Origin of the sequence: Devriesea agamarum (assembly GCF_900070355.1) — a bacterium.
GTDB classification, from domain to species: Bacteria; Actinomycetota; Actinomycetes; order Actinomycetales; family Dermabacteraceae; genus Devriesea; species Devriesea agamarum.
The window spans coordinates 517,297-542,647 of sequence record NZ_LN849456.1 but is presented as its reverse complement, the minus strand read 5'-3'; the positions used below and the strand labels follow the sequence as shown (position 1 = coordinate 542,647).

Here is a 25,351-nt window from a genome sequence, read left to right as displayed (position 1 = left end):
CTCAACGGGGATTTTTGGTGCGACGAGCAATAACGCTCGCTGCTTCCTGGTGGGCTGGAGTGGATTGGTTTAAATGGGCGAGATGGTCGGGGATGGGCCTGCCAAGCGCGGTCATAGCCTGTGCCCAGAGTCGGCCCGCGCGATAGGAGGAGCGGACCATCGGGCCAGCCATCACGCCTAAGAAGCCGATCTCGTCTTTCGCGATGCGGGACAGCTCGAGGAATTCTTCGGGCTTGACCCATCGATCGATCGGGTGGTGCAACTTTGACGGGCGAAGATACTGAGTGATGGTGAGAATGTCGCATCCCGACTCGTGCAGAGCACGCATGGTCTCAATAATCTCGTCGTATTCCTCGCCCATCCCGAGAATCAGATTCGACTTCGTCACCATGCCCGAATCCTTCGCAGTGCGGATCACGCCCAACGAACGCTCGAACCGGAAGGCTGGCCGGATGCGTTTGAAGATACGCGGAACAGTTTCGAGGTTGTGGGCGAACACTTCGGGTGCCGCGTCGAATATTTGCTGAAGCGCATCGACATTACCTTTGATGTCGTCGACCAGAAGCTCAACACCGGTTCCGGGACTGACGGCGCGAATCTGTCGGCAGGTTTCAGCAAATAGCCAAGCTGCTCCGTCGGGAAGATCGTCGCGGGCAACACCGGTGACCGTGGCGTAGCGAAGCCCCATCTCTCGGATGGATCCGGCCACCTTAAGCGGTTCGGCCCGATCCAATACCTGCGGCTTACCGGTCGCAATATCGCAGAAGTCGCAGCGACGGGTGCACGTGTCCCCGCCAATCAAGAAGGTCGCTTCGCGATCCTCCCAGCATTCAAAAATGTTGGGGCATCCGGCTTCCTCGCACACGGTGTGCAGGCCACGTCCATGGACCCGTTTTTTCATGTCCGAGTACTCAGGACCCATCACGGCCCGGGTTTTAATCCAGTCGGGCTTACGTTCGATGGGAACCTCAGCATTGCGTGCCTCGACACGTAGGAGCTTACGGCCCTCCGGGGCGATGGTCACTGCCTGGTCTCCTTCACGTTGCTGCGGCTGGGTCAGTCTACCGCTGTCGCGGATACGGCGGATGTTCTAGAAGATATGGGCGATGATCTACTGGTCACGAGGAGCCGTGTACCGCACAATCATCTCGCGCATTTCTTCTTCGGCAATATCGATGACATCGGGAACATCAATCGTCTTTGCGCACTCGGCGCTCAAGCTGGTAACGCCTGCATCGGTGATGCCGCACGGAATAATTTGCTGTGCCCAGCTGAGGTCATTCGCACAGTTTAAAGCGAATCCATGAGTCACAACGCGGCGCGAGACCCGCAAACCGATGGCGGCGATCTTCCGGTCTGTCTCACCTGGGCGACACACCCACACGCCACTGCGGCCATCTACCCGTTCGGTTTCAAGTCCTAAACGCCCACAGGTGCGGATGAGTGCCTGTTCGATTCCGCGCACGAAACCAACCACGTCAATCGGTGCGGGGAGGCGAACAATCGGATAGCCGACCAGTTGACGTGGTCCGTGCCAGGTGATTTTGCCACCGCGATCAACATCCACTACCGGGGTGCCATCGAAGGGCCGTTCATGAGGCTCAGTGCGACGGCCCGCGGTAAATACCGGTTCGTGCTCAAGAAGAATAAGCGTGTTGGGTCGATCCCCAGCGACAACCTCATCGTGCACGCGCCGTTGGATATCCCAGGCCACCTCATAGGGCACCGGGCCTGGCGCAAGCCCGTACTCCTCATGGCGGTCACCACCGGGTAGCGGTGAACTGAATCCGAGTCGGACGATATCGAGCATGGTTCCATCGTAGAACTGCTGTGCCGTTGACATAACAGCTGACAGGGTGAGTCCGCGCACCTGTGGGACCGGACACTATGGGTATACCTAGCCTCGATTCCTGTGACCTGGCACGACGTTCCGACCGGGCACACCATGTGCCAAGAGTCCATTCCTGTACCCGGATACGCAGCATCAAGGCTCGATATACGCGACCGGACTCTAGACGCCCTGCGCTGGCTCTATTCAGGTCACCAACCCCGGGTATCCGCTGCCCATTCGGGAGTGCTGAAGCGCTCGGTTCGAGCAGAAACGGGCCCGGCAGCACGCGATGCACTTGCCGGGCCCGTCGATGTCACGAGCAATACCTACTGTCACTAGCAACACCTACTAGAGGTGTGGTGACAGCGAGTTTACAGGCCGAGCTCTCCCTCGAAACGTCCTTCTTCCAAGCGGCGCTTGACAGTGGTCAAGAAGCGCGCCGCGTCGCCACCGTCAACCAGGCGATGGTCATACGACAAGAAGAGGTACATCATCGAGCGAATCGCGATGACTTCGCCTTCCTCAGTCTTGATGACCGCGGGGCGCTTGACGATGGTGCCGCAGCCGAGGATGCCGACCTGGGGGTTCGGAACAATCGGGGTATCCCACAGCGCGCCGCCGGAACCGGTGTTGGTAATCGTGAAGGTTGCACCCTGCAGGTCGTCCGGGCCGAGCTTATTAGCCTTCGCCTTGCCGCCCAGCTCACCAATCTGACGGGCCAATCCCGCGAGGTTCAGATCGCCCGCATTCTTGATGACGGGAACCACCAGGCCACGCTCAGTATCCGCAGCCATGCCAATGTTCTCCGAACCGTGGTACTTGACCATGTCTCCGGAGATTTCAGCGTTCAGCTTCGGGTGAGCCTTCAGCGCCTCCACCGTGGCCTGCATGATGAACGGCAGGAAGGTGAGTTTGGCGCCTTCACGGGCAGCGAACGCATCTTTCGCCTTCGCCCGCAGATTTGCGATCCTGGTCATATCGACCTCGACCGCAGTGGTCAGCTGCGCCTGGGTCTGCAGGGACTCAACCATGCGCGACGCCACGATCTTGCGCAGACGGGACATCTTTTCTTCGGTTCCGCGTAGCGGCGACACCTCGGCAATAGCCGGTGCTTTCGCCGGGGACGATCCGGTATCGGCGGGTGCCGAGGTCGCGGCGGATGCCGAGGCGGCGGCCTTCTGGGCCTCCTTCTCGTCGATGGCCGCTTGCACATCTTGCTTGCGAATGCGGCCGCCAATGCCGGTGCCCTTCACAGATGCCAGGTCGATGCCTGCGCTGGAGGCCAGCTTGCGCACGAGGGGGGTGACATAGCCGGGCGCATCCGAGGATGAACCGGACACTGCCTCAGCGGCCTTCGGAGCCGGAGCAGCAGGCGCTGCGGGAGCCTCGAGCTGAGCTGGGGCCTGCGGAGTCTGGGGTGCTGGCTGCGGAGTTTCAGCCGGAGCGGACGGCGCAGGCTCAGCTGCAGCGGATGCAGCCGGAGCGGGCTCGGCGGGGGCTGAGGCGACCTGCGAAGCATCCCCGATGACAGCGAGCACGGAGCCCACCTCGGCCTCAGTGTCTTCCTCCACCACGATCTTCAGCAGCGTTCCTGCGACCGGGGAGGGGATTTCGGTGTCGACCTTGTCGGTCGAGACTTCCAGCAGCGGTTCGTCAACCTCGACAGTGTCGCCAACTTCCTTGAGCCAGCGGGTCACGGTGCCCTCGGTCACGGATTCGCCGAGTGCCGGCATAGTGACGTCCTGGCCGGAACCGCCAGCCGAACCATCGCTAGGCGCAGCAGCAGCCGGGGTCTGGGCGTTATCAGCCTGAGCAGCGGGGGTTTCAGCGGCAGGAGCGGACTCCTTAGCAGGCTGCGCGGGCGCATCGGCAGGACTATCGGCTGGTGCCGCACCCTCGCCAATAATGGCGAGTTCAGCGCCGACCTCAGCGTCTTCGTCTTCCTGGACGAGGATCTTCTGAAGCGTTCCTGCGACCGGGGAGGGGATTTCGGTGTCGACCTTGTCGGTCGAGACTTCCAGCAGCGGTTCGTCAACCTCGACCGTGTCGCCAACTTCCTTGAGCCAGCGGGTCACGGTGCCCTCGGTCACGGATTCGCCGAGTGCCGGCATCTTCACAGATTCGGACATGAGATGGTCTCCTTCGTTTACAGCCGAGGTCAGGAATGAGCGTGCAGGGGCTTACCGGCAAGCGCAAGGTGTGCCTCACCCATCGCTTCGTTCTGCGTGGGGTGGGCGTGGATCAAGGAAGCGACGTCCTCGGGGTAGGCTTCCCAGCTCACGATGAGCTGAGCTTCACCGATCTGCTCCGACAGTCGCTTACCCACCATGTGGATGCCAACGACAGGACCGTCCTTTTCACGCACGAGCTTGATGAAGCCCGTGGTTTCGAGGATCTGGGATTTACCGTTGCCGCCGAGGTTGTACTCGTAGGTTTCCACCTTGTCCTCGCCGAGAGATTCTTTCGCCTGCTTCTCGGTGAGACCAACTGAACCGAGTTCCGGTTCGCAGTAGGTGACGCGCGGGATATTGGATTCCACAATTGGGGCCGGGTTCATACCCGCGATGCGCTCGGCAACGAAAATTCCCTGCTGGAATCCGCGGTGCGCAAGTTGCAGACCGGGCACAATGTCGCCAACCGCGTAAATGCCGGGGATATTAGTCTGAAGAGTCTGCTTATCGGCCAGAACGAAACCGCGATCCATCGCGATGCCCTGTTCTTCGTAGCCCAGGCCCTGAGTGTTGGGGCCGCGCCCGACGGCGACCAGCAACACGTCACCTTCAAACGTCCTGCCATCAACCAGAGTCACTTTGACACCGGAATCGGTTTGCTCTGCCTTGTCAAAGAAGGTGCCGAGTGAGAACTTAATGCCACGCTTCTTAAAAGCGCGTTCAAGGGCCTTGGACAGGGCCTCGTCTTCGTTGGGGGCCAGGTGGGGGAGGCCTTCCACAATGGTCACGGATTCAGCACCGAATGACTTCCATACACTGGCGAATTCAACGCCAATCACGCCACCGCCGAGAATGATCGGGTTTTTAGGAACCTCGGTAAGGGCCAAGGCTGCCTCGGAGTCAATGATTCGTCCGCCGAGTTCGAGGCCAGGCAGAGTCTTTGAAAACGATCCAGAGGCAAGCACAATGTTCTTACCTTTGAGAACTTTGGTGCCTTCATCGGTTTCAACCGTGATGGTGTCTTTGCCGCTCAAGCGGCCAGTTCCCTGGATATAGGTAACTTTTCGGGACTTCACGAGCCCCTGCAATCCCTTGAACAGGCGGGCGACAATGCCGTTCTTAAATGCCGCTACACCGTCCATATCAATGCCGTCGAAGGAGGACTTCACGCCTACGGAAGAACCTTCGCGGGCGGAGTCGGCAACTTCAGCTACGTGCAGCAGCGCCTTGGTCGGGACGCAGCCACGGTGGAGGCAGGTTCCGCCGAGCTTGTCCTTTTCCACTAGCGCGACTGACATTCCCAGCTGGGCGCCACGCAGAGCCGCTGCATAGCCGCCGCTGCCGCCTCCCAGGATCACGATGTCGTACGTCTGGTCGGTGGATGTGTCTGCCACGTGTGAGCTCCCTAGCGCATTCGTCGAATCGTGCTGTGGCCGGCGCCGGGCGTGCGCACACGACGGTTCAGAAGGGAAACCGGGCGCGGCAAGCCGGTAAGGCGGTTCGGCCACTTACCCCATCCTAACGTCCGCAACAAGCAGCCCGGGACTCTACCTGTGGTAAGGCTGAAGATGATGGCGACGGAAATGAGAACGCGCCGTCATCCCAAGACGCCCGAGCCGGGCTGGAACGCAAGTAGTGCATCCCAGCCCGGATCCAGGTCATTTAGCGTCGGCGCCCGCGTTTTCCAGGAGTGCGATGAGGGTCCGCAATGCGAATCCGGTTGCCCCCTTGGGGGTGTACCCGTGGGGTGCGTCACCGAAAGCCGGACCGGCGATGTCCACATGCGCCCAGGTCGTATCGCCAACAAATTCAGACAGGAACACCCCGGCGCTGAGAGCGCCTCCGGGGCGCTTGCCGATGTTCGACAGATCGGCAACCCGGCCCTTGATTTGAGAGCGCAGCTCGGAGGGGAACGGCAGCGGCCAGAACGGTTCGCCACTGAGGTTGGCGGCGGCCATGACCGCGTCCCGACCATCCTGGGTACCCATCACCGCTGCGGTTCGGCTGCCGAGCGCGATCACGGCGGCACCGGTGAGGGTGGCGATATCGAGAACGAGGTCGGGACCATCCGCCACCGCATCGCACAGTGCGTCGGCCATCACCATGCGGCCTTCAGCATCGGTGTTGAGAACCTCTACAGTCTTGCCATTGCGCATTGTTACGACGTCACCGGGACGCTGGGCATTGCCGTCGGGCATGTTCTCTGCAATTGCGAGATAGACGGTGACATGCACGGGCAGGGCCAGACGGGCAGCGGTGACCACCGTCGCCAGGGCGGTGGCGGCCCCGGCCATATCCGAGGTCATCTCGTCCATCCCCGCGGCGGGCTTAATGGAAATACCACCGGTGTCGAACGTGATGCCCTTGCCCACAATGGCGACGTGGCGCTGCGCTTTACGCGGCGAATAGTCCAGTCGAACCAGGCGAGGGGGACGCGATGACCCCTGACCAACACCCAAAATGCCGCCATAGCCGCCCTTGCTCAGAGCGTTTTCATCCAGAACGGTCACCTTAATGGGAAGCTTTCCGGCCTCTTGACGTGCACGTTCGGCAAATGATTCCGGGTAGAGCAGATTCGGTGGAATGTTGACCAAGTTGCGAACTAGATGGACTCCATCAGCGAGCACGGCGGAGCGTTCGATCTCCAACTTGAGAGCTTTAGCGCCGCGCTTTGCCGGAGCCACAACCTCAATCCGGCCAACGGGCTGCTGCGAGTCCGCATCCTGGCTGCGGTAGACCGTAAACGCATAAGCACCGAGGACTGCACCCTCAGCCGCGGCAACATGCTGCTCCGGAGTTCCACCGGGAACAGCGACTGCTGCCGAGGTGAAGCCGGAACCACTCAGGGACCGGGTTGCGGCTCCAAACGCTCTGCGGAGGTCTTCTTCACTGACATCGTGCACATCGGATGCGCCGAGACCCACCAGCACAATGGCGGGCGCTGAGACGATGCCGTAGCTAGGAATCCGGTGAATTTCTTCGGCCGTGCCACGTACGCCGAGACCTTTCACAGCCCCTTGGATTGCTTTGGGGCCAAGCACCTGTCCTCCGGTCTTGCCTTTGGGGTCGGTAAGCACAGGAAGGATGAGCACGTCGGTGGCGACAGAGGCAACAGAGGATGTAGTGACGGTGAGCTGAGTCATGCCCTTATCGTAGGCGAGGCCTGGCCTACCTGACTGGATACCCCGTGTAGCGCTCCGGCTTTTAGGTAGGGTGTGCTTGATATCCGCCTGCATCGCGCAGCGCACTGCGCCCATACGCTGCCGAGGAATTGTGATGGCGCGCTGGCTTACTTTAACCGAGAGGACTCATACCGTGCTGACGAGCGTTCTGACCGTCGCGGTGTGGGTGATTAGTCTTGGAACGGCGGCGCTTGCCGTGCTCTACACCGTGAAGAACCTGCGCAGCGACCTAGTGCTTTTAGGGGCTGCGACGCTGATGGAATTGGTTTGGTTTGCAGAATGTGCGGTGCTGGCTGTTCAGCATGCTACGGGCACACCCATGTCCGATCCGATCACCCTGTACGGCTATTTACTCACGGGTCTAGCGCTTCCGCTTGGGGCGGGCTACCTGTCAATCATCGAGAGGACTCGCTGGGGAAGCGCATCCATTGGGGTAGCGGCGCTGGTGCTCGCTGTTTTAGAACTTAGACTTCCTCAGATCTGGCCGGGAGGGTTTTCCTGATGATGACCGAGGGCGACAATCTGACTCCTGCGACCTCTGTGCGGCAGCCTGGCCGCGGCTTTGCCACCTTACTGATTTCGGTCTACGGAGTGTTCGCTCTTGCGGCCAGTGCGCGATCCGCCGTTCAAATGCTGAGGGACTTTGACCGGGCCCCCGTGGCGTATCTGTTATCTCTCGCGGCGGCCCTGACCTATATCGCGGCAACGGTGCTACTGGCAGGTCGGCGAGGACCCTCACGTGCAGCACGGCTGGTGTGCATTATCGAACTGATTGGCGTGGTGACGGTGGGGACGCTAACGCTGCTGGATCCCGACCTATTTCCCGACGCCACAGTCTGGTCCCTATACGGCATCGGCTACGGTTTTGTTCCGCTGATACTTCCTGTCGTCGCCATCGTCTACCTCAGCCGCCGAAACGCCAGCAACCACCCTCGCCATAGCGAAGCCCCCACCGCAACCGTTGAGGATTCTTAATGTCCCGCACCCCTTCCCGCGACATGTCCCACAACCCATCCGGCACCTCAGGTTCCACATCGCGTGCCTCGGCCTTCTACCCGTGGCTATTTCGCGTTGCCATCACCAAGATCGACCCTGAACGTGCACACCACCTCACGGTTGATGCGCTGCGCCTCGTGCAGTGCATTCCCGGAGGACTAGCAGTTTTACGAAGCATCTTTGGACGGGGACCAGTTCCGCCATCAGTGAAAGTCGCGGGCATGACCGTGCAATCTCGATTTGGACTCGGTGCAGGGTTTGATAAGGATGCTCAGGTCATCCCAGCTCTGATGGCGATCGGTTTTGGACATGTAGAAGTAGGGACGATCACCGCACAACCTCAGCCAGGCAATCCGAAGCCGCGCGCATTTCGTCTGGTTGGAGACCGCGCACTGATTAACCGGATGGGTTTTAACAATGACGGAGCTCGGGTTGTCGCCAAGCGCTTGGCGGAGCTTCGGCGCAGTCCACGCGGTCGTGAGGCTGTGGTCGGAGTCAATATCGGCAAGTCGAAGGTGACTGCGCTGGATCGCGCCGCCGAAGACTACGCAACCAGTGCGCGTCTGCTCGCCCCGTATGCGTCTTATCTCGCTGTCAATGTGTCCTCACCGAACACCCCAGGTTTGCGCGAGCTCCAAGCTATTGACCAGTTGCGTGAGATTTTGCTCGCGGTGATGGAACAGGCACGTGGGGTGGGTCCCTCCGGCCGCGATGTTCCGGTGTTCGTGAAAATTGCTCCGGACTTACATGACCGAGATGTGTTGGAGATCGCTGATCTCGCACGCGAACTCGGCTTAGCCGGGGTAATCGCGGCCAACACCACCATTTCTCGTCCGCGGTCCCTGCTTGAGGAACGCCATCGGATTGAAGAGATTGGTGCGGGTGGTTTATCGGGTCCGGTGCTTGCCTCACGGTCGGAGCACCTGCTGACCATGCTGCGCAATCATGTTGGGCAGGACCTCACTCTGATCAGCGTAGGAGGGGTTGAAACTCCTGAGCAGGTCACAAAACGTCTAGAGGCGGGGGCTGATCTGGTTCAGGGATACACCGGATTGATTTACGAGGGTCCGTCGTGGCCTGGTCGGATCGCCCGGGCGCTTGCGCGCGCAGTAGCCTGACAGCGTGGACGAGGACCTCTTCACCGCAGCCGATCGGGACGCCAGCCTGCCATCCGGTGTGCATACCCTTGCGGATTCGACGGCGCACCGGCCCCCGCTGGCTGTGCGGATGCGACCTCGCAGCCTGGAGGAAGTGGTTGGTCAACGGGCGGCTCTCGCCCCGGCCTCGCCGTTGCGGCGACTGGTAACGTCCGGTGAGGTTGATGGCCGGACTGTTCCCTCGTCGGTAATTTTGTGGGGGCCGCCGGGAACGGGCAAGACGACGTTGGCGTACGTGATCGCCCGGTCTAGCGACCGCGAGTTCGTGGAGCTATCGGCTGTTCTAGCCGGGGTGAAAGAAGTTCGCGACGTGGTGGATTCAGCGCGTTCACGCCTGCGCACCACCGGGCGAGAGACCGTGTTATTTGTTGATGAGGTCCATCGCTTTTCCAAATCTCAGCAGGATGCACTTCTCCCCAGCGTGGAGAACCGGTGGGTGACCCTGATTGCGGCCACCACCGAAAACCCGCATTTTTCTGTGATTTCTCCTCTGCTCTCCCGCTCGATTCTGCTCACGCTGGAATCCCTCAGCGTGGAGGACCTCACGACTCTCGTTGATCGAGCGTTGTCCGATGAACGGGGTCTTGCTGGGGAGGTTGAGCTGACCGATGACGCCCGAGAGGAGCTGTTGAGGCTCGGCTCAGGAGATGCCCGAAAGATTTTGACGTCGCTGGAAGTGGCAGCTGGAGCAGCTATCGATCGGGGTGATCGTCGGATCGACACCGACACACTTGCGCAAGCGATTAATCGTGCTGCTCTGCGTTACGACCGAGATGGCGATCAGCATTACGACGTGGTGAGCGCTTTTATTAAATCAATGCGAGGCAGCGACGTGGATGCTGCCCTGCACTATCTGGCCCGCATGATTGAGGCGGGGGAGGATCCGCGGTTTATTGCCAGACGGATCTTGATCGCGGCGAGTGAAGAGGTGTCGATGGCGGACCCCTCAGCGCTGCAAACGGCTGTGGCTGCGGCCCATGCCGTCCAGTTCCTAGGGATGCCGGAAGCTCGGATCACCTTGGCTCAAGCAGTTGTGCACATTGCGACCGCCCCCAAATCTAATGCCGCCTATATGGCTTTGGAACGCGCTGTGTCGGATGTTCGGGCAGGGCGCGGCGGACCGGTGCCGCCTGCCTTGCGCGATGCCCATTACCGCGGGGCAAAAGATCTCGGCCACGGCAAGGATTACCGCTACGCTCACGATTGCCCGCATGCCATTGCCACTCAGCAATATCCCCCAGATGATCTTGTCGGGGTCGACTATTACCAGCCCAGTGATCGTGGGAAGGAAAGGGATATTTCCCGCAGGCTCCCCGCGCTGCGGAAAATTGTTCGAGGACCGGGCAGTTCTACATAGCAGGGTCGTGAATACTGCGCCGCGACAATGACCAGTAGTAGCTATGAGCACCTCGTGATCTCCCGCCCGATCATGGACATTGTGCGCCGTGGTGACTGATTGCACACGAGTTTTCTGGGCCGCGCCCCTTCGCCCAGTTGAGGCCCGGTTACGTGGCGGCTATTCTTGGCTGTTGAATCCGCGGCTGCCTTATAGGATTCACACTGTCGAAAAAGAGGTTATTCGTGACCAACGTCACCCGTGCGCGTCGTCAGGCGCGTCTTTCCCGTGCACTCGGCCTGGCGCTGACCCCGAAGTCTGTAAAGTACTTCGAGAAGCGGCCTTACCCGCCAGGTGAGCATGGCCGTGCTCGTCGTCGTACCGAGTCTGACTACGCCATCCGTCTGCGTGAGAAGCAGCGTCTGCGTGCGCAGTACGCCCTGCGTGAGAAGCAGCTTCACCGCGCCTACCTGGATGCCCGTAAGGAAGCTGGCCTGACCGGTGAGAGCCTGGTCGAGCTGCTGGAAATGCGTTTGGACTCGCTCGTGATGCGTGCCGGATTTGCGCGCACCATGCTCCAGGCGCGTCAGGCCGTCACCCACCGCCACGTGCTGGTGGACGGCAAGCTCGTGGACCGTCCCTCGTTCCGCGTAAAGCCGGGTCAGACGATCCAGATCAAGCCGAAGAGCCAGGCCATGGAGCCGTTCCAGATCGCCGCCTCCGGTGCGCATCGCGACGTTCTCCCGACCCTTCCGTCGTACCTGCGCGTTGAGCTCGATGAGCTCAAGGCTGAGCTGGTGAACCGTCCCAAGCGCTCCGAGGTCCCCGTGACCTGTGAAGTTGCGCTGGTCGTTGAGTACTACGCTCGCTGATTCGGTCACTTTAGACCATCCGTATTTGAGTCTTATCCGAGGATTCCGGGTTCGGCTCACATTGGCGCAGACCCCGGTAGGAGTACCTTGTACCCCGCCGGGGTCTTTGCGTCGGCACGATCTCCCTGGACAATGTGATGAGCTTTTGGTGCAGCACGCAAACACACGCCCGGGCATAAGCCTTGCGGCGAAGCCGTGTATAACCAACTGCTCATAGCCCACGACCGAGCGCACGAAGTCCGTGCGCTGATGGAAAGGACACCCCTATGCGCTGCTCTGAGGTCCGCACGAGGTTCCTCGATCACTTTGCGGCTCGGCAGCACGAGATCGCCCCGAGCGTCTCGCTCGTCTCACCCGATCCGTCGATCCTTTTCACCATCGCGGGCATGGTTCCGTTCATTCCCTACATCGTGGGACGTGAAAAGGCACCGTCACCCCGCATGGCAAGCGTGCAAAAGTGCATTCGCACGAACGACATCGAAAATGTCGGGAAAACTACCCGCCACGGCACGTTTTTCCAAATGGCAGGGAACTTCTCCTTCGGTGACTACTTCAAAGAAGGGGCGATCGACTTTGCGTGGGAGCTGATCACCGGCTCACGTGATGCCGGTGGTTTCGGACTGGAAGGCGACCGTTTGTGGGTGACACTCTGGGACCAAGATCAGGAGTCCTACCACCACCTCACGAAGGTGATCGGCCTCGACCCGGCACATATTGTCCAACTGCCTAAAGAAGAGAACTTCTGGGATACCGGCCAGCCTGGCCCAGCCGGATGCTGCGCAGAATGGCACTACGACCGTGGCCCCGAGTTCGGCCCGGAGGCTGTGGGTGGAACTGTTGACCCCGGCGGTGACCGCTATCTGGAAATCTGGAATCTCGTGTTCGACCAGTTTCTGCGCGGTGAAGGATCCGGTAAAAACTATCCGCTGCTCGGTGAACTCGAGCAGAAAGCGATTGATACGGGTCTTGGGATTGAGCGAGTTGCGTTCCTTTTACAGGGCAAAAACAACATGTACGAGACGGATCAGGTGTTCCCCGTCATCGAGCATGCGCAGCAGTTGACCGGGCACCGTTACAACGCGGGCGATGAGCTTACCGATATCCGCATGCGGGTGGTGGCTGATCATGTGCGCAGCGCATTGATGCTGGTAGGGGATGGGGTTCGTCCCAGCAACGAGGGGCGTGGCTACGTTTTGCGTCGGTTGATCCGACGCGCGGTGCGTTCCATGCGACTGCTGGGGTATGACCAGCCTTCGATGCCGGAGCTTTTGCCGATCTCTAAGGGTGTGATGGCCGACTCGTATCCGGTGTTGGAACACGAGTTCGACCGGATTCAAGACGTGGTCTACAGCGAAGAAGACGCCTTCCGCCGCACTCTCACCGCGGGCACCGCAATTTTCGACCAGGTTTCCGGCAGTGTGCGCAAGGGCGGTGGCACTGTGCTGTCTGGTTCGGATGCGTTCAAACTGCATGACACCTACGGATTCCCCATCGACCTGACCTTGGAAATGGCCCAGGAAGTCGGGCTCGCGGTGGATGAGGAGGGATTCCGCACCGCGATGTCGCAGCAGCGGGAACGGGCTCGGGCTGATGCGATGGCGAAGAAATCCGGTCACACGGATACCGCCGTGTACAACCGCATCCTGGGTGACCTCGGCCAACCGACGACGTTCCTTGGCTACACCGATAGCAGTGCTGATGTGGTGGTCCAGTCTGTGCTCGTGGATGGGCGCCTGGTGGACCGGGTTGAGGCCCCAGCCGCCGTGGAACTCGTGCTGGATCGCACCCCGTTCTACGCCGAAATGGGCGGCCAGCTTGCTGACCAGGGGAGGATCTCCCTGGCGGACGGCGCCTTAATTGAGGTTGATGATGTGCAGGCTCCGGTGAAGGGCCTTAGCGTGCACCGCGGACGTTTGGTTGAAGGAACCTTGACCCCTGGCGCACCGGGCGTAGCCACCATCGACGTGGAGCGTCGCGGCGCAATTGCCCGCGCCCACACGGCCACCCATATGGTGCATCAAGCTCTGCGTGAGGAGCTGGGAGATGGAGCCACTCAGGCCGGTAGCGAGAACTCGCCCGGACGCATGCGCTTTGACTTCCGGTACGGAGCCCAAGTTCCCAAGAGCTCTCTCGAGCAGGTCGAGGGCCGAGTGAATTCACTGCTCGTCCAAAACCTCGACATCACAGACCAGCAGATGCCTATCGACCAGGCACGGGCACTGGGCGCACAGGCCCTGTTTGGCGAAAAGTACGGCAACATCGTCCGTGTCGTCTCCATCGGTGGAGACTGGTCCCGTGAGCTTTGCGGTGGCACCCACGTAGCCAGCACCGGTCACTTGGGAACTGTTCAGCTGCTGGGCGAGTCGTCCATCGGATCGGGGGTGCGTCGTGTCGATGCGCTGGTGGGTTTGACCGCTCGTCGGTTCCAGGCAAAGGAACATGCCCTGGTCTCCCAACTAGCGGACCTGCTCAAGGTCTCTAGCGATGATCTCCCTGAGCGTATCCAGGCGCTCACGACCCGTCTTAAAGAGACCGAGAAGGAACTGGCGGCGTTGCGCAGCGCTCAGCTCCAAGCTCAGGCTGCCTCGATTGCGCAGTCCGTTGAAGACCTTAACGGGGTCCGGCTGATTGCCTATGATGCGGGCGACGGCATTGCAGCAGCCGATCTGCGAACGCTCACCTTGGATCTGCGGGCTCGACTCGGTGACGATACCCCGGGTGTCGTTGCCGTGGTGGGAAGCGATGCCGGGAAAGCGGCCTTGGTCGTGGCAACAAACTCGTCCGCGCGTGAAGCCTCATGGCGAGCAGGTGTTGTGCTGAAATCTGCGGCGCAGGCTATGGGTGGACGCGGTGGCGGCAAGGACGATATGGCCCAGGGCGGTGGCGGTGATCCCGAGCGCCGCGGCGAAGCGCTGAAGTCAGTGCGTGCGCTCCTCCAGGCGGGGGGCCAATGACCGGCGGCGAGGCAGCGGATCCCACCGCTTGGGATGCTCACACCGCAACGTCGAGAACGCGCCATATCCGGCTCGGGGTCGATGTGGGTGATGTCCGGGTGGGTTTTGCCCGCAGCGATCCAGACGGCCTGCTCGCCACACCGGTGGAGACGCTTGCTCGGGCTGAGGCACCGGCCCAGATCGCAGCGTGCGCTGCGGAGGAGAGCGTCCGTGTCATCATGGTCGGACTACCGCGCCGACTGGACGGGGGGCTCGGCCCTGCTGCGCAGAAAGTGCAGGTTTTTTGCGAGGAACTGACGCGCGAGTTGACTCAGCACGGTCTGCACACGGAGATCCGGCTGGTTGATGAGCGCTTCACCACCACCTCGGCTCATCAGGCGTTGCACCGGTCCGGTCGAAAGGGCCGGAGGCATCGAGAGGTGGTCGACCAGGTTGCCGCAGTCATGATTCTTCAACAGGCCCTCGACCAGGAACGGTCGACGGGAACCTCACCGGGCGAAATATTTGTCGCTGCCGGTGAATCCGGAGGTGCGACACGATGAACGACATTGCATCAAACGGTGGGGACCCCACGCGTCAGCAGCCTGGACGCAGTGTTCGTCGCCACGGGCGGCGACGTGCTGATGGTCCAGCACGGACTGGTCCGGTTCACTCTGCCGAGCTTTCACTTGGGCACCTTGATCCTCCTCACCAGCAGGAGAACCAACAGGTCCCATTGCGCCCGTCCTCTAGACGCAATGCGAGAATCCAGCCCCACGATGACGATGGGACGCCCGCACATCAAAGATCTGCTGCCACAAACGAGAGCGTCGATGCCGCATATGCCGCGCGCGTAGACCAGGTTGCACTTACGCCCACCCCGGCAGAACCAGCAGATCCCACACCTGCCACACCTGATTCTGCCCCCACCCGCACAGAAGCGGGTCGTCGCGATCACGATGATGACGCCACCCTGGCCCTGACACCGGTCCCACAGAGCGCACTGTCTCCGGATTCCTCACCGGGCGTGTTCCCAAGAACCACCAGCCGCCTTGCATCGCCGACTAACGCTGCCAACGCCTCGCCAGTATCGCCAGCTTCACCTGATCCCGCGATCAGGTCCACGGCTAGCGAGCGAGCTTCAGCAGCAGTGGCATCTCCCTCAAGTCCAGAGCCGGACACATTAACAGTCTTTCCTCCCGTTGATCCGCAGGCGGATCATCGCCACAGTCTCGATGCGGAAACCGCGCCGAGAGAAGTAAGCGCTCACACGATTTCAGAGGAACCTGCGACCCCTGATCGCATAGATATCGCTGACGATGAGCATTCGGATCATCACGATGAGCATGAGATTCTTCAGCTTGGTTCTGGGACCGAAGAGAAGCATCGGGAGAGCGGGTGCCTGCGCTCATTCCTTCCGGCACTGCTGGTTATCATCGTGTTGTTGGGTGGCGGTGTTGGCCTGTACTACGGGTACCAAGCACTTAAGGGATCGATATCTATCTCCGATGAACCTACCGATTATCCGGGGCCGGGTACCGGTGAGGTTCGCTTTGAAATTAAGCGCGGGGAATCGGGCTCCGATATTGCGAAGAATCTTGTGAAACAGGAAGTCATCGCCTCATCGGCGCCGTTCGTCACGCTGTTTACTGCGACCCCAGAAGCCGCGAAGATCCAGCCGGGCACCTACAAGCTGAAGCAGCATATGAGCAGCCGAGAGGCGTTGGATGCCCTATTGGATCCGGCTAATGTCGCCCACAGGGTCACGATCCCTGAAGGCTTGCGGATGACGGAAATGTTCCCGCGTCTTAGCAAAGCGACAGGCATTCCCGAAGCCGAGTTTGAAGCCGCCGCTAAGGACTATAAGTCGATTGGCGTCCCAGACAACCCGGCAAATAGCGCGGAAGGCTACCTGTTCCCCTCAACATATGACCTTCCCGATAAGGCCACCGCTAAAGACATCCTGACGATGATGGTCAATCGGACGAAAGACACGTTGACGGAGAAGAAGGTTCCGCAGTCTGAATGGCACCGGGTTCTCACATTGGCTTCCATTGCCGAGAAGGAAGCGCGTTCACCTGAGGACTACGGCAAGGTTGTGCGGGTGATTGATAACCGCCTCGCGGGTGTAGGTGAGGCTTCTGGACGACCTATGAATCTTCAGATGGATTCAACGGTCGCGTACATTACCGGGAAAAAGGTGGTCAGCACGACCCCTGCGGAACGCGCCAGTAAGAGTCCTTACAACACCTACAACCGACCGGGGCTTCCAATCGGCCCGATTTCAAATCCGGGTGAGCAAACGATTGATGCTGCGCTCAATCCTCCGGCAGGGCCTTGGCTGTACTGGGTGACGGTCAATACCGACACCGGGGAAACCAAGTTTGCGAGCACGAAAGCTGAGCACGATCAATACGTTGAGCAGTGGAAGCAATGGTTTAATTCAAAGCAGCGGCGGTAGGTTTTCAAGCCAGCAGGTTCCCGGTGCCAGGGCAGTAGGTTTTGGCACCGGGTGGCCGGCGGCTCAGATGTGAGGCTCGCGGCGAGAAGGGATTGCCATATGGCCTGTCGAACGGAGATGACTGCCTTCGCTGCGCGCGTCCCAGAGCACACCCGAAACTTTTTGGTTGTGGGGTCGCCGATTGAGCATTCGCTGTCTCCAGTGCTACACCGCGCTGCATACCGCGCCCTCGGGGTTGAGGATGCCCGATACGATCGGGCTCGCATCGACCAGGGTGAGCTTGCGGCCTATCTTGCAGCTGCCCCGACGTCGCTGCGGGGGCTCAGTGTGACGATGCCGCTGAAAGCAGAAGCGTATGCTCTCGCAGATTCGCACGATGAGGTCAGCTATACGCTCGGCATCGCCAATACGTTGATTCGCCGCGGCGATGGCTGGCACTGTGAGAACCACGATGTGTTCGGTATTGTTGCCGCGCTATCGCCAATGCTTTTCCCGGACAATCACGACACGATTGACAGCGATAAAGCGCGGCTTCTACAGGTACCTCCTGCTGAATTCGAGTTTTCGCAACGGTGCGCCACCATTATCGGCTCAGGTGCGACGGCAACCTCGGCTGCTTTGGCATGCTGGGAGCTTGGCGTGACACATCTGCGAGTGGTCGCGAGAAACGTGGTGGCTGCTCGCCAGCTTGCTGACTTGTGCACATCATGGGGGATACAGGCATGGACTGAACAGCTTGCACCGTGGACAATCGGACGCGCCCTGGATTGCGACGTCTTGATCTCCACGATCCCGCGCGAAGGTGCTCGAGTAGTGTCCGAGTGGCTGGCAGCAAATCAGCCCGACGATATCCAGCGTCAACCCATCGCGGCTTTGGATTGTCTTTACAATCCGTGGCCCGCACCGATTGCGGCGGCACTCGGGGAGCGGGGGATTCCGGTGGCGGGCGGCGCCGACATGCTTTTGCATCAAGCAGCTCGCCAGATTGAGTCCATGCTGGGAATCCTTCAGGCCCCGCTTGATGCGATGCGATGCGCCTTAACACAAGAACTTCAACGGCGACAAGCCTAGTGGCAAAAAACGAGACAATTTAACTCGTTATCTATTTGTAATAACGTAGTTCGCTAACTGGTGTGCTTGTGATTGGCATCTCGTGTTGTAATTCGAGATACGGTTCGCGTGCGAATCGCACCCTAATTCCCCTCCTCGAGGAGTCTTTATCTATGTTGTTTAGACCCAAGAGCCATCCCCGCCCTATGCGCACCGTGGCCGCAAGCCTCTGTTCGGCAGCGCTGGCCGCTGGCCTCATCACCTCAATCGGGCTTCCGTCAGCCAGCGCGGACAACACCTCCACGCTCGATTCAACCTCCGATCAAGGACCCATCAAACAGGCTGATCTTGGCCGTCACACCGTGACCCAGCCCGAGGTACCCGGTCGCTATCTGGTCCAGGTGGACGGTTCACCCACCGTCCACGGTGGAAGTGAAAAAGCTGCCGACTCCAGTAAAAAGTCAGTCGAGACCGCTGCAAAGAAGGCTGGCGTCGACCTCACCGTGGAAAAGAAGTACAGCCATGCGTGGAACGGCATGGCTGTGCAGATGGATGAAAAAGACGTCGCCAAGCTTAAAGGTGTCCCCGGCGTACGCGCCGTTTTCCCGGTCTACCAAGTTGATCAACCCAAGCCAGTCGCTGGCACCACACCCAAAGATGTCCATGCTGATGCCATGACCGGTGTTGATATAGCCCGGAACAAGCTCGGTCTGACCGGTAAGGGCATCAAAGTAGGCATTGTGGACTCCGGGGTCGACTACAACAACCCTGATCTTGGTGGTTCAGGGGTTAATAACCAAAAAGCCGATTTCCCGAATACTCGGGTGAAGGTCGGCTACGACTTCGTTGGTGATAGGTACGACTCCAGCGGTGAACACGGGAGCCCCACTCCCGTCCCCGATGCCTACCCCGATGACTGCGGAGGTCACGGAACCCATGTCGCGGGGATTGTCGGAGCCAAGGGTAAAGTGACCGGGGTCGCACCCGATGTCACGTTCGGCGCCTACCGCATCTTTGGATGCAACGGACCCTCGTCGACTGACATCATCATGCAGGCGATGGACCGTGCAGCCGCCGATGGCATGGACGTCATCAACATGTCTCTGGGCGCGTCCTTCATGACCTGGCCGTCCTACCCGACCGCGGTTGCAGCCAATGATCTCGTGGACTCCGGCGTCGTTGTCGTGGTCGCCGAAGGCAATGACGGTCTCTACGGTGGTTTCTCCGCCGGTGCACCCGCCGTCGCACACAAGGTGATTTCTGTTGGTTCAGTGGATAACACCCATTACCACACTTCGTACATCACCGGCCCCGGCGGACGAAAGATCGCCTACGCCGTGGCTGGAAATGCTCCGAAGCCTCCGACCTCAGGGAAAATGACCCTGGTCAGCGCAGGCCCGGATGCGAGCGAGTCCGGTGCTCCGGTGCTCGCATGCTCCGCGGACAAGATCCCTGCCCCGACCGCTAAGGGCCAGACACTGCTGGTCAAGCGCGGTGAATGCGGATTCCACGACAAGGCGCTTGCCGCCCAGCAAAAGGGCTACGCCGGCGTGGTGATCTACAACAACACCGAGGGAACCCTCAACGCAGATGTCGCCGGTTCGGTCCGCATCAACATTCCCGTTATCGGAATCACCCAAGCCGATGGTCTCCTGCTCAACAAAGCCATTGCTGACGCTAAAGCGCCAGTGACCGCGACCTGGGAAAAGGACACCATTATCGAGCCAAATCCCACGGCCGGGCTCGTCTCAGCGTTCTCCTCGTACGGCCTGTCCGCCGACCTGGAACTGAACCCGAGCGTTTCAGCACCGGGTGGGAGCATCTGGTCTACTCTTCCTCTGGAGCTGGGCGGACACGGCTCCATGTCGGGTACCTCAATGGCAACCCCGCACGTCGCTGGTGCGGCCGCTTTGATGCTGCAGGCCAATCCGAAACTGACCCCGGAACAGATTCGTACGGCGATGCAGAACAATGCCACTCCGCTGACCTGGTCTCGCCGTCCCAATCAGGGAATGTTTGAGCCGGTTCAGCGCCAAGGTGCTGGTCTGCTAAACGTTGAACACGCGGTCACCTCGACCACGTCCATCTCTGATCCGCAGATCTCTCTCGGTGAGGGAGAGCGGGGACCGGTCACTAAGAAGCTGACGATCACCAACCGCGGCAAGACCGAGCGCACCTATAATCTCGGCGCGAAGTTCGCGGTGGCCACCGGCGGTCCTACCGCTAACCAAGAATTCCTCAAAGCTGAAGCCCGAGTGAAGTTCTCTGAGCAGAAGGTGAGCGTGCCAGCCGGTTCCAGCAAGACGGTCCAGGTCACCATCACCGAGAACTTCGGTCGTAACGGCGTTATCCACGGTGGCTGGCTCACCGCCACCTCCGATAAAGAGGAATACGTGGTTCCGTTCGCGGGTATATCCGGCGACTACCAGGCCGTGAAGGTTCTCACTGACGGAGGCATCGGCCTCCCGGCTCTTGGCTTCGCCGGCCCTAACAACAAGCTTGCCCTCGTCCAGAAGGGTGAGAAGCGCACCTATTCGATGAAGGGTGCGGATGTTCCGTACAGCGTGATCCGTCTCGACTACCCAGTCTCTGAAGTTTGGATGGACATCTACGAGGCTAAGAGCGACGGCACCAAGGGTAAGCGGGTTGGCCCCACCAATGCATCCGCTGCCTACGGCAAGGATCTCGGCCGCAGCAAGGACCAGACCGTCACCGGATGGGATGGCGTGCTCCGCGTTCCTGGCAGCCAGCGTGGCACCCGCGTGCCGTCCGGCAACTACATCATGCAGGTGAAGATTCTCAAAGCACTTGGCGATCCCCGCAACCCTGCCCACTACGAGACCTGGGATTCCCCGGTCTTCACGGTGAAGTGGTGAAGTGCTGACCTTCCCGCACGATGGTACAACTCGAAGCTAGCTAGTTTCGGAACTGCTCTGAGCTAGTCCAGCACACAAATTAGTTGCCCGGCCCGAGGCGAGATCAAAGATCCGTCTCGGGCCGGGTTTTGTTTGGGTGGGGGGGGGGGGGGGGGGGGGGGGGGGGGGAGCGCTTTGGGACTGCTCTGGTCCTTCATATAAAAGGGTCGCGGCGGCATACATTTCATTCGCCCTTGAAACCGGCCCGTTTATGCGGGCCTGCCCACTATGGCATCCCACCATTAATAGAAGAACCAGTTATTGCGCTACGGACCTAAATATTTAACCCAAACCAGTTAACTTAACGACGCAAAGAGCGCATAATATTTTGATGGGACACAAAGAACACAGCGATCAGACTAAGCGATACGCTCTGCGACGTGATGTATACCTCCCACGCCCCCTCTGGGTGCAGAGCGATGACGACTGGCAGCAGATGAGGAGCTTACCTACGGGCACCCTGATCTGCCCAGAGCCCGGATGTCGTACCGAACTGGTCACGGTGGAAAGGAAGAATGGCACCCGATTTCTCCGCAACCGCTCCGGTACCTCAGACTGCGGACATACCTTTAAAGCTGGTCATGGAGGGGGATCAATATCGGACGAACATCTCTGGCTCCAACGGCGAATTAGTATGCTCTGTCGGGATATTGGATATAGGGCAATTCTAGAACACCATGAATCTCGGGCTGATGTTTGGGTCGAAAGCATCCCGCCGTTAGCCATTGAAATCCAAAGATGGAAAACAAACTTCAAAGATAGGGAAGAAAAGCGAAAAGAGCTAGGTGCTCAAGTGCTTTGGCTTATACCCGAGGATGCCGATAAAGAAGCCGGGCAGCAGTTATTTCGCCATCCTGCTGCACGAATTCGAGTTTCAGAACGTGAAAATAGGCGCAAAGAGGCGAGGCCATGGGTCCCTGGATATAGCGGGCGTGTTCTTCTTTGGATCGGAGCAACGGTAATGAAGCCATCAGCGGACAACCGAAAGCTCATCAGTGGTGGAAACTACGATGCGCGCAAGTTTCTCCGCGAGGTGATAGAGCAGAGGCGGCGTTGGGTCGGGCCAAATGCCCACTACATTAGCGGTGGTGCCGGATGGGTACTTGAAGAAGATCTCGTAAAGGTGCAGGGCGCACAAATTGCCGATTACCGAAATCAAGTCGCTCCGACGGCTAAAACTCCCTCTATTCAGACATCAGAATTTCCGCCAGCGCGCGCTACCCCTGGAACTATAGATCAACCAGTTGCGTCGGAGCTTCAGATGGCAGAACGTCGTGTCGTCGAACCAGAGCCCGAAACTCTTGAAGCACCCCTCCATCAACCCTGCACAATCGCGGAAACTCTCCCCGGTCCTGCTTACCCCGGCGCAAGCTCCAACGAGCCTCCAACTCGTAAGGGATATTTTCTTCGCCTGAAAGATTGGCTCAATCGCATGATAGAGCGTATTAGCGGAAAGGCGGGAATAATATGACCACATAACCGGGCGCATCCGCATCCAAAGTCTCACGGCAGACTTCCCTCATCAACTAGATGCTAATCCCCAATTTATCGCTGCGCGGAATTATGAAATGCTCCTTGAGGCAAGAATAAGGCCGGACCACCTTTTGGCGCTCCGGCCTTGCATTGTTCCTTGTAAAATGAGCCTCACGCTTTCGCGTCAGTTACTCGTGGTGTCCGAGGGGGGACTTGAACCCCCACGCCCTAAAGCGGGCACTAGCACCTCAAGCTAGCGCGTCTACCTATTCCGCCACCCGGACGAGTGGCCACCTCACGAGGTGACCACGTAAATGTAGCATCCGAGCGGAGCGCTACGCATCCTGAATAGCGACTTTGGAGCCATTCGTGTGATGAATCACGGCAGGGCGTCGGGAGGGGAGCTGCGGGCTGTGAAATCGGAACGCTGCAGCGCGCCGCCCCGCCTCACCCACAGTATTTTGGGAATCGGCCACCATTACGTGCAGACGGGCAATCACCTCGTCCAGCGACTCAGGAACGGACAGGGTATCGATGCCGTCAAAACGGGTGCGTAGGTCTTCCAGTGAGGCGAGCGTCAGTTTGAGTACACCTTCATCGACCTCGTCACCACGCAGCATGGTGTTGTCGGCAGCGAAGCGGTCGAGGAGTGAGATCAGGTCATTCAGCGAGCGCGCGGAGGCAGGGTTGATGAGCTCGGTGCGCGTGGCCATGGCTAAGTGCGTGAGCTTGCGTAGCTCAGGAGTTGCGTCACGGTCGGGCATCTCAGTGATCTTCCTTCCCAGTCGACGGAGCTCGTGACCCCGCCGTCTACCTGCTTCGACTTTACCGGGTCTTTACGCACCCGACAACGACTTCAGTCCTCCGGGTTCACATTGGATAACGCGAAGAGTTCTACGAGTTCGTACCGAGGGTTCTCCGAGTTCTCCGGGCTCTGTCCGGGTTCGTAGAAGACTCGCCGACGTGCAAAGATCCTTGTCATGTTCCATATCGTGTTTTTCGAGCCGAGGATTGCCGGCAACACCGGCAACGCGATCCGGCTTTCGGCGGTCACGGGATCGCAGCTGCACCTGATTGAGCCCATGTGCTTTGACCTGGAGGATTCAAAGCTGAGACGGGCCGGACTGGACTATCACGATTTAGCCACCACCACGGTTCACTCATCCCTGGATGAGGCTTTTCGTGCGCTTCCTGACGCTCGGGTCTTCGCTTTTACCACGAAGGCGAAGGTGACGTTCGGAGACATTGCCTACCGCCCTGGCGACATGCTGCTGTTCGGTCCCGAACCCACAGGACTGCCTGAAGAGGTGCTCGATCATCCTCGGATTACTGAGCAGGTCACCATCCCGATGATTCCCGGTCGGCGGTCGCTGAACCTCGCTAACGCCGCGTCCATCGCCGTCTATGAGGCATGGCGGCAGCACGGGTATGCCGGAGCGCGATGAGCCTTCTCTGACTCCGCTCAGCTCGCCGTCACGTACCGCTCAAATTCCCGCAATACCTAGCGGTGCTCCATTCGATAAGGGGCATTGGGTCACGCAACGGGATCGAACGCTGATAAGAACTCTCCTGGGACTGTCCATTCCTTCTCCGAACACGGTAACGTCAGGTTATGAACACCTCTCCGCGCGCCGCTCTCGAGAACTTAATCGCTGCCTTCGAGCGCCACTACGAAGCGTGCGCTGCTCGACGTGGTGAGGACGACCCTGGGGTCGCCTCCGCCACTGAGAATCTGGTCGCCGCTTTCGACACCTATGACGAAGCACTCTTTGAGGCCTTTGATGAGGACACCCCGTTCGTGATTTACGAGGGTGATGACGAGGACCTTGAGGAGGAGTACGACGATCTAGTGGATGAAGATCTCGACGATTATGACGATCTTGAGGACGATGACGACTACCTTGGGGAAGGTCCTCCGATTGATGAGGACGACGGGGCCGTTAAGCGGTGAGGCTCACGCTCACAGATCCCCACGTTAGGCCCCGCGCATCCGCGTAGTCGCTTACCGTAGTACACGCTTATTTCGTATCGCGCGCCTCTCCTCTGACAGGGCGCGCCCTGTCAGAGCGGAGTCCCCGTGTCACTTTTTGACGCCATCATCCTTGGCCTTGTCCAGGGGCTGACGGAATTCCTTCCGATCTCCTCTAGCGCTCATCTGCGCATTGTCGGTGAGTTCTTGATGCCCGGACAAGATCCCGGCGCCGCCTTCACCGCGATTATCCAGCTCGGCACGGAAACAGCGGTCCTTTTATATTTCTGGAAGGACATCTCCCGGATCATTGTGAAGTGGTGTAAGGCTCTCGCTCGCAAGGTGCCACAGTCAGATCCGGATGTCCGGATGGGCTGGTTGGTGATTATCGGTTCCATTCCGATCGGGGTGCTCGGTTTGCTCTTTGAAAAGCAGATCGACCACGCGCTGCGGAACCTTTACATCACGGCCACGATGCTCATCGTTTTCGGTGTGATCCTCGCGTATGCGGACGTTAATGCACGCCAGACGAGGGATCTGAAGCAGCTCACAGTGAAGCACGGCATTTTGTTCGGCCTCGCCCAGGCGCTTGCCCTGATTCCCGGGGTTTCGCGGTCTGGCGGCACCATTACGGCGGGTCTGCTGATGGGATACACGCGGCAGGCTGCGGCACGGTACGCATTTTTGCTAGCTGTTCCGGCTGTTTTCGCCTCTGGCCTGTACAAAGCAGCTAAGGAACTCCCAGCCTTGCTGACCTCTAGCGGTCAAGCCGAAGCTGCCGCAGCGGGGCACCCGGGGCTGCTGGCCATTGTGGTGGCTACGCTGATTTCCTTCGGGGTCGGGTACGCGGTGATCGTATGGTTCATGCGTCTGGTCGAGAACCGGTCATACGCAATCTTTGTCGTCTACCGCATCGCCGCAGGCCTGGTTTTGTTCGGCCTGCTCTTGGGTGGGGTTATCAGCCCGCTGGCAGGCGCCTAACATCTATGCGCTTTCGATGAGCTG

At 59.7% G+C, this 25,351-nt stretch carries 21 protein-coding genes and 1 tRNA gene; 14 read left to right on the top strand and 8 right to left on the bottom strand.

Translation table 11 applies throughout. The annotated features are described in order from the left end of the window. Position 1: 1 nt before the first annotated feature. The 5 genes from lipA to BN1724_RS02305 all read right to left on the bottom strand — a co-directional run bounded on the left by lipA (position 2) and on the right by BN1724_RS02305 (position 7,145). Positions 2-1,024: a lipoyl synthase gene (gene lipA, locus BN1724_RS02325; protein WP_058234062.1), complete on the bottom strand. Its 1,023-nt coding sequence runs from the start codon at positions 1,022-1,024 to the stop codon at positions 2-4. A gap of 87 nt (positions 1,025-1,111) precedes the next feature. Continuing rightward, a complete protein-coding gene (gene lipB, locus BN1724_RS02320; RefSeq protein WP_058235707.1) occupies positions 1,112-1,810 on the bottom strand; it encodes a lipoyl(octanoyl) transferase LipB in 699 nt (232 codons plus the stop codon). A 392-nt stretch (positions 1,811-2,202) separates the two neighbouring features. Then, complete coding sequence (sucB, locus tag BN1724_RS02315) at positions 2,203-3,960, bottom strand: 2-oxoglutarate dehydrogenase, E2 component, dihydrolipoamide succinyltransferase (protein WP_058234061.1); 1,758 nt, start codon at positions 3,958-3,960, stop codon at positions 2,203-2,205. A 29-nt stretch (positions 3,961-3,989) separates the two neighbouring features. Further along, on the bottom strand, positions 3,990-5,396 hold the full coding sequence (gene lpdA / locus BN1724_RS02310; protein ID WP_058234060.1) for a dihydrolipoyl dehydrogenase: 1,407 nt from the start codon (positions 5,394-5,396) through the stop codon (positions 3,990-3,992). 264 nt (positions 5,397-5,660) lie between these two features. Beyond that, complete coding sequence (locus BN1724_RS02305; RefSeq protein WP_058234059.1) at positions 5,661-7,145, bottom strand: leucyl aminopeptidase; 1,485 nt, start codon at positions 7,143-7,145, stop codon at positions 5,661-5,663. Between the two features lie 172 nt (positions 7,146-7,317). Between BN1724_RS02305 and BN1724_RS02300 the strand changes: the two genes are divergently transcribed. The 11 genes from BN1724_RS02300 to BN1724_RS12805 all read left to right on the top strand — a co-directional run bounded on the left by BN1724_RS02300 (position 7,318) and on the right by BN1724_RS12805 (position 22,375). Beyond that, positions 7,318-7,686: a hypothetical protein gene (locus BN1724_RS02300; protein ID WP_231928131.1), complete on the top strand. Its 369-nt coding sequence runs from the start codon at positions 7,318-7,320 to the stop codon at positions 7,684-7,686. After that, complete coding sequence (locus BN1724_RS02295) at positions 7,686-8,159, top strand: hypothetical protein (RefSeq protein WP_331709442.1); 474 nt, start codon at positions 7,686-7,688, stop codon at positions 8,157-8,159. The genes BN1724_RS02300 and BN1724_RS02295 overlap by 1 nt, the downstream gene beginning before the upstream one ends. Before the next feature lie 23 nt (positions 8,160-8,182). After that, positions 8,183-9,298: a quinone-dependent dihydroorotate dehydrogenase gene (locus BN1724_RS02290; protein WP_058235705.1), complete on the top strand. Its 1,116-nt coding sequence runs from the start codon at positions 8,183-8,185 to the stop codon at positions 9,296-9,298. A gap of 4 nt (positions 9,299-9,302) precedes the next feature. Further along, entirely contained in the window at positions 9,303-10,694 is a 1,392-nt protein-coding gene (locus BN1724_RS02285) for a replication-associated recombination protein A (protein ID WP_058234057.1), read from the top strand. 224 nt (positions 10,695-10,918) lie between these two features. Then, positions 10,919-11,545 (top strand): 30S ribosomal protein S4, encoded by a 627-nt coding sequence (rpsD, locus tag BN1724_RS02280; protein ID WP_058234056.1) that lies wholly within the window; start codon positions 10,919-10,921, stop codon positions 11,543-11,545. Positions 11,546-11,811: 266 nt separating this feature from the next. Continuing rightward, complete coding sequence (gene alaS, locus BN1724_RS02275) at positions 11,812-14,499, top strand: alanine--tRNA ligase (RefSeq protein WP_058234055.1); 2,688 nt, start codon at positions 11,812-11,814, stop codon at positions 14,497-14,499. Then, entirely contained in the window at positions 14,496-15,041 is a 546-nt protein-coding gene (gene ruvX, locus BN1724_RS02270) for a Holliday junction resolvase RuvX (protein WP_084252682.1), read from the top strand. Before alaS ends, ruvX begins: the two co-directional genes overlap by 4 nt. Continuing rightward, positions 15,038-16,939, top strand: coding sequence for an endolytic transglycosylase MltG (gene mltG / locus BN1724_RS02265; protein ID WP_058234054.1), 1,902 nt, complete (start codon positions 15,038-15,040; stop codon positions 16,937-16,939). The genes ruvX and mltG overlap by 4 nt, the downstream gene beginning before the upstream one ends. Positions 16,940-17,056: 117 nt before the next feature. Beyond that, positions 17,057-18,010, top strand: coding sequence for a shikimate dehydrogenase family protein (locus tag BN1724_RS02260; RefSeq protein WP_084253079.1), 954 nt, complete (start codon positions 17,057-17,059; stop codon positions 18,008-18,010). Between the two features lie 152 nt (positions 18,011-18,162). Further along, positions 18,163-20,865, top strand: a complete 2,703-nt coding sequence (locus BN1724_RS02255; protein WP_084252681.1) for a S8 family serine peptidase — start codon at positions 18,163-18,165, stop codon at positions 20,863-20,865. Positions 20,866-21,538: 673 nt separating this feature from the next. Next, a complete protein-coding gene (locus BN1724_RS12805) occupies positions 21,539-22,375 on the top strand; it encodes a hypothetical protein (protein ID WP_157085715.1) in 837 nt (278 codons plus the stop codon). Positions 22,376-22,572: 197 nt separating this feature from the next. On the opposite strand, the gene BN1724_RS02240 is transcribed toward BN1724_RS12805, so the two are convergent. The 3 genes from BN1724_RS02240 to BN1724_RS13410 form a co-directional block, all read right to left on the bottom strand. After that, positions 22,573-22,661 (bottom strand) — tRNA-Leu (locus BN1724_RS02240). 51 nt (positions 22,662-22,712) lie between these two features. Continuing rightward, on the bottom strand, positions 22,713-23,141 hold the full coding sequence (locus BN1724_RS02235) for a hypothetical protein (RefSeq protein ID WP_058234049.1): 429 nt from the start codon (positions 23,139-23,141) through the stop codon (positions 22,713-22,715). A gap of 92 nt (positions 23,142-23,233) precedes the next feature. Continuing rightward, the gene (locus BN1724_RS13410) at positions 23,234-23,359 is read right to left on the bottom strand and encodes a hypothetical protein (RefSeq protein WP_269447048.1); all 126 of its coding nucleotides are present in this window, start codon (positions 23,357-23,359) and stop codon (positions 23,234-23,236) included. Between BN1724_RS13410 and BN1724_RS02230 the strand changes: the two genes are divergently transcribed. The 3 genes from BN1724_RS02230 to BN1724_RS02220 all read left to right on the top strand — a co-directional run bounded on the left by BN1724_RS02230 (position 23,358) and on the right by BN1724_RS02220 (position 25,327). After that, entirely contained in the window at positions 23,358-23,822 is a 465-nt protein-coding gene (locus tag BN1724_RS02230; protein WP_058234048.1) for a tRNA (cytidine(34)-2'-O)-methyltransferase, read from the top strand. The genes BN1724_RS13410 and BN1724_RS02230 overlap by 2 nt on opposite strands. 167 nt (positions 23,823-23,989) lie before the next feature. After that, positions 23,990-24,328 carry a hypothetical protein gene (locus BN1724_RS02225; protein ID WP_058234047.1) on the top strand — a complete coding sequence of 113 codons (339 nt, stop codon included), beginning with the start codon at positions 23,990-23,992 and terminating at the stop codon, positions 24,326-24,328. Between the two features lie 126 nt (positions 24,329-24,454). After that, positions 24,455-25,327 carry an undecaprenyl-diphosphate phosphatase gene (locus BN1724_RS02220; RefSeq protein ID WP_058234046.1) on the top strand — a complete coding sequence of 291 codons (873 nt, stop codon included), beginning with the start codon at positions 24,455-24,457 and terminating at the stop codon, positions 25,325-25,327. Positions 25,328-25,351: the final 24 nt, after the last annotated feature.

What these genes read in the sequence shown, in the direction of transcription:
- lipB (WP_058235707.1), bottom strand. Translation starts at nt 1,810, where the DNA reads ATGCTCGATATCGTCCGACTCGGATTCAGTTCACCGCTACCCGGTGGT.
- sucB (WP_058234061.1), bottom strand. Translation starts at nt 3,960, where the DNA reads ATGTCCGAATCTGTGAAGATGCCGGCACTCGGCGAATCCGTGACCGAG.
- BN1724_RS02305 (WP_058234059.1), bottom strand. Translation starts at nt 7,145, where the DNA reads ATGACTCAGCTCACCGTCACTACATCCTCTGTTGCCTCTGTCGCCACC.
- BN1724_RS02295 (WP_331709442.1), top strand. Translation starts at nt 7,686, where the DNA reads ATGATGACCGAGGGCGACAATCTGACTCCTGCGACCTCTGTGCGGCAG.
- BN1724_RS02290 (WP_058235705.1), top strand. Translation starts at nt 8,183, where the DNA reads ATGTCCCACAACCCATCCGGCACCTCAGGTTCCACATCGCGTGCCTCG.
- alaS (WP_058234055.1), top strand. Translation starts at nt 11,812, where the DNA reads ATGCGCTGCTCTGAGGTCCGCACGAGGTTCCTCGATCACTTTGCGGCT.
- ruvX (WP_084252682.1), top strand. Translation starts at nt 14,496, where the DNA reads ATGACCGGCGGCGAGGCAGCGGATCCCACCGCTTGGGATGCTCACACC.
- mltG (WP_058234054.1), top strand. Translation starts at nt 15,038, where the DNA reads ATGAACGACATTGCATCAAACGGTGGGGACCCCACGCGTCAGCAGCCT.
- BN1724_RS02260 (WP_084253079.1), top strand. Translation starts at nt 17,057, where the DNA reads ATGACTGCCTTCGCTGCGCGCGTCCCAGAGCACACCCGAAACTTTTTG.
- BN1724_RS02255 (WP_084252681.1), top strand. Translation starts at nt 18,163, where the DNA reads ATGTTGTTTAGACCCAAGAGCCATCCCCGCCCTATGCGCACCGTGGCC.
- BN1724_RS12805 (WP_157085715.1), top strand. Translation starts at nt 21,539, where the DNA reads ATGCTCTGTCGGGATATTGGATATAGGGCAATTCTAGAACACCATGAA.
- BN1724_RS02235 (WP_058234049.1), bottom strand. Translation starts at nt 23,141, where the DNA reads ATGCCCGACCGTGACGCAACTCCTGAGCTACGCAAGCTCACGCACTTA.
- BN1724_RS02230 (WP_058234048.1), top strand. Translation starts at nt 23,358, where the DNA reads ATGTTCCATATCGTGTTTTTCGAGCCGAGGATTGCCGGCAACACCGGC.
- BN1724_RS13410 (WP_269447048.1), bottom strand. Translation starts at nt 23,359, where the DNA reads ATGACAAGGATCTTTGCACGTCGGCGAGTCTTCTACGAACCCGGACAG.
- BN1724_RS02225 (WP_058234047.1), top strand. Translation starts at nt 23,990, where the DNA reads ATGAACACCTCTCCGCGCGCCGCTCTCGAGAACTTAATCGCTGCCTTC.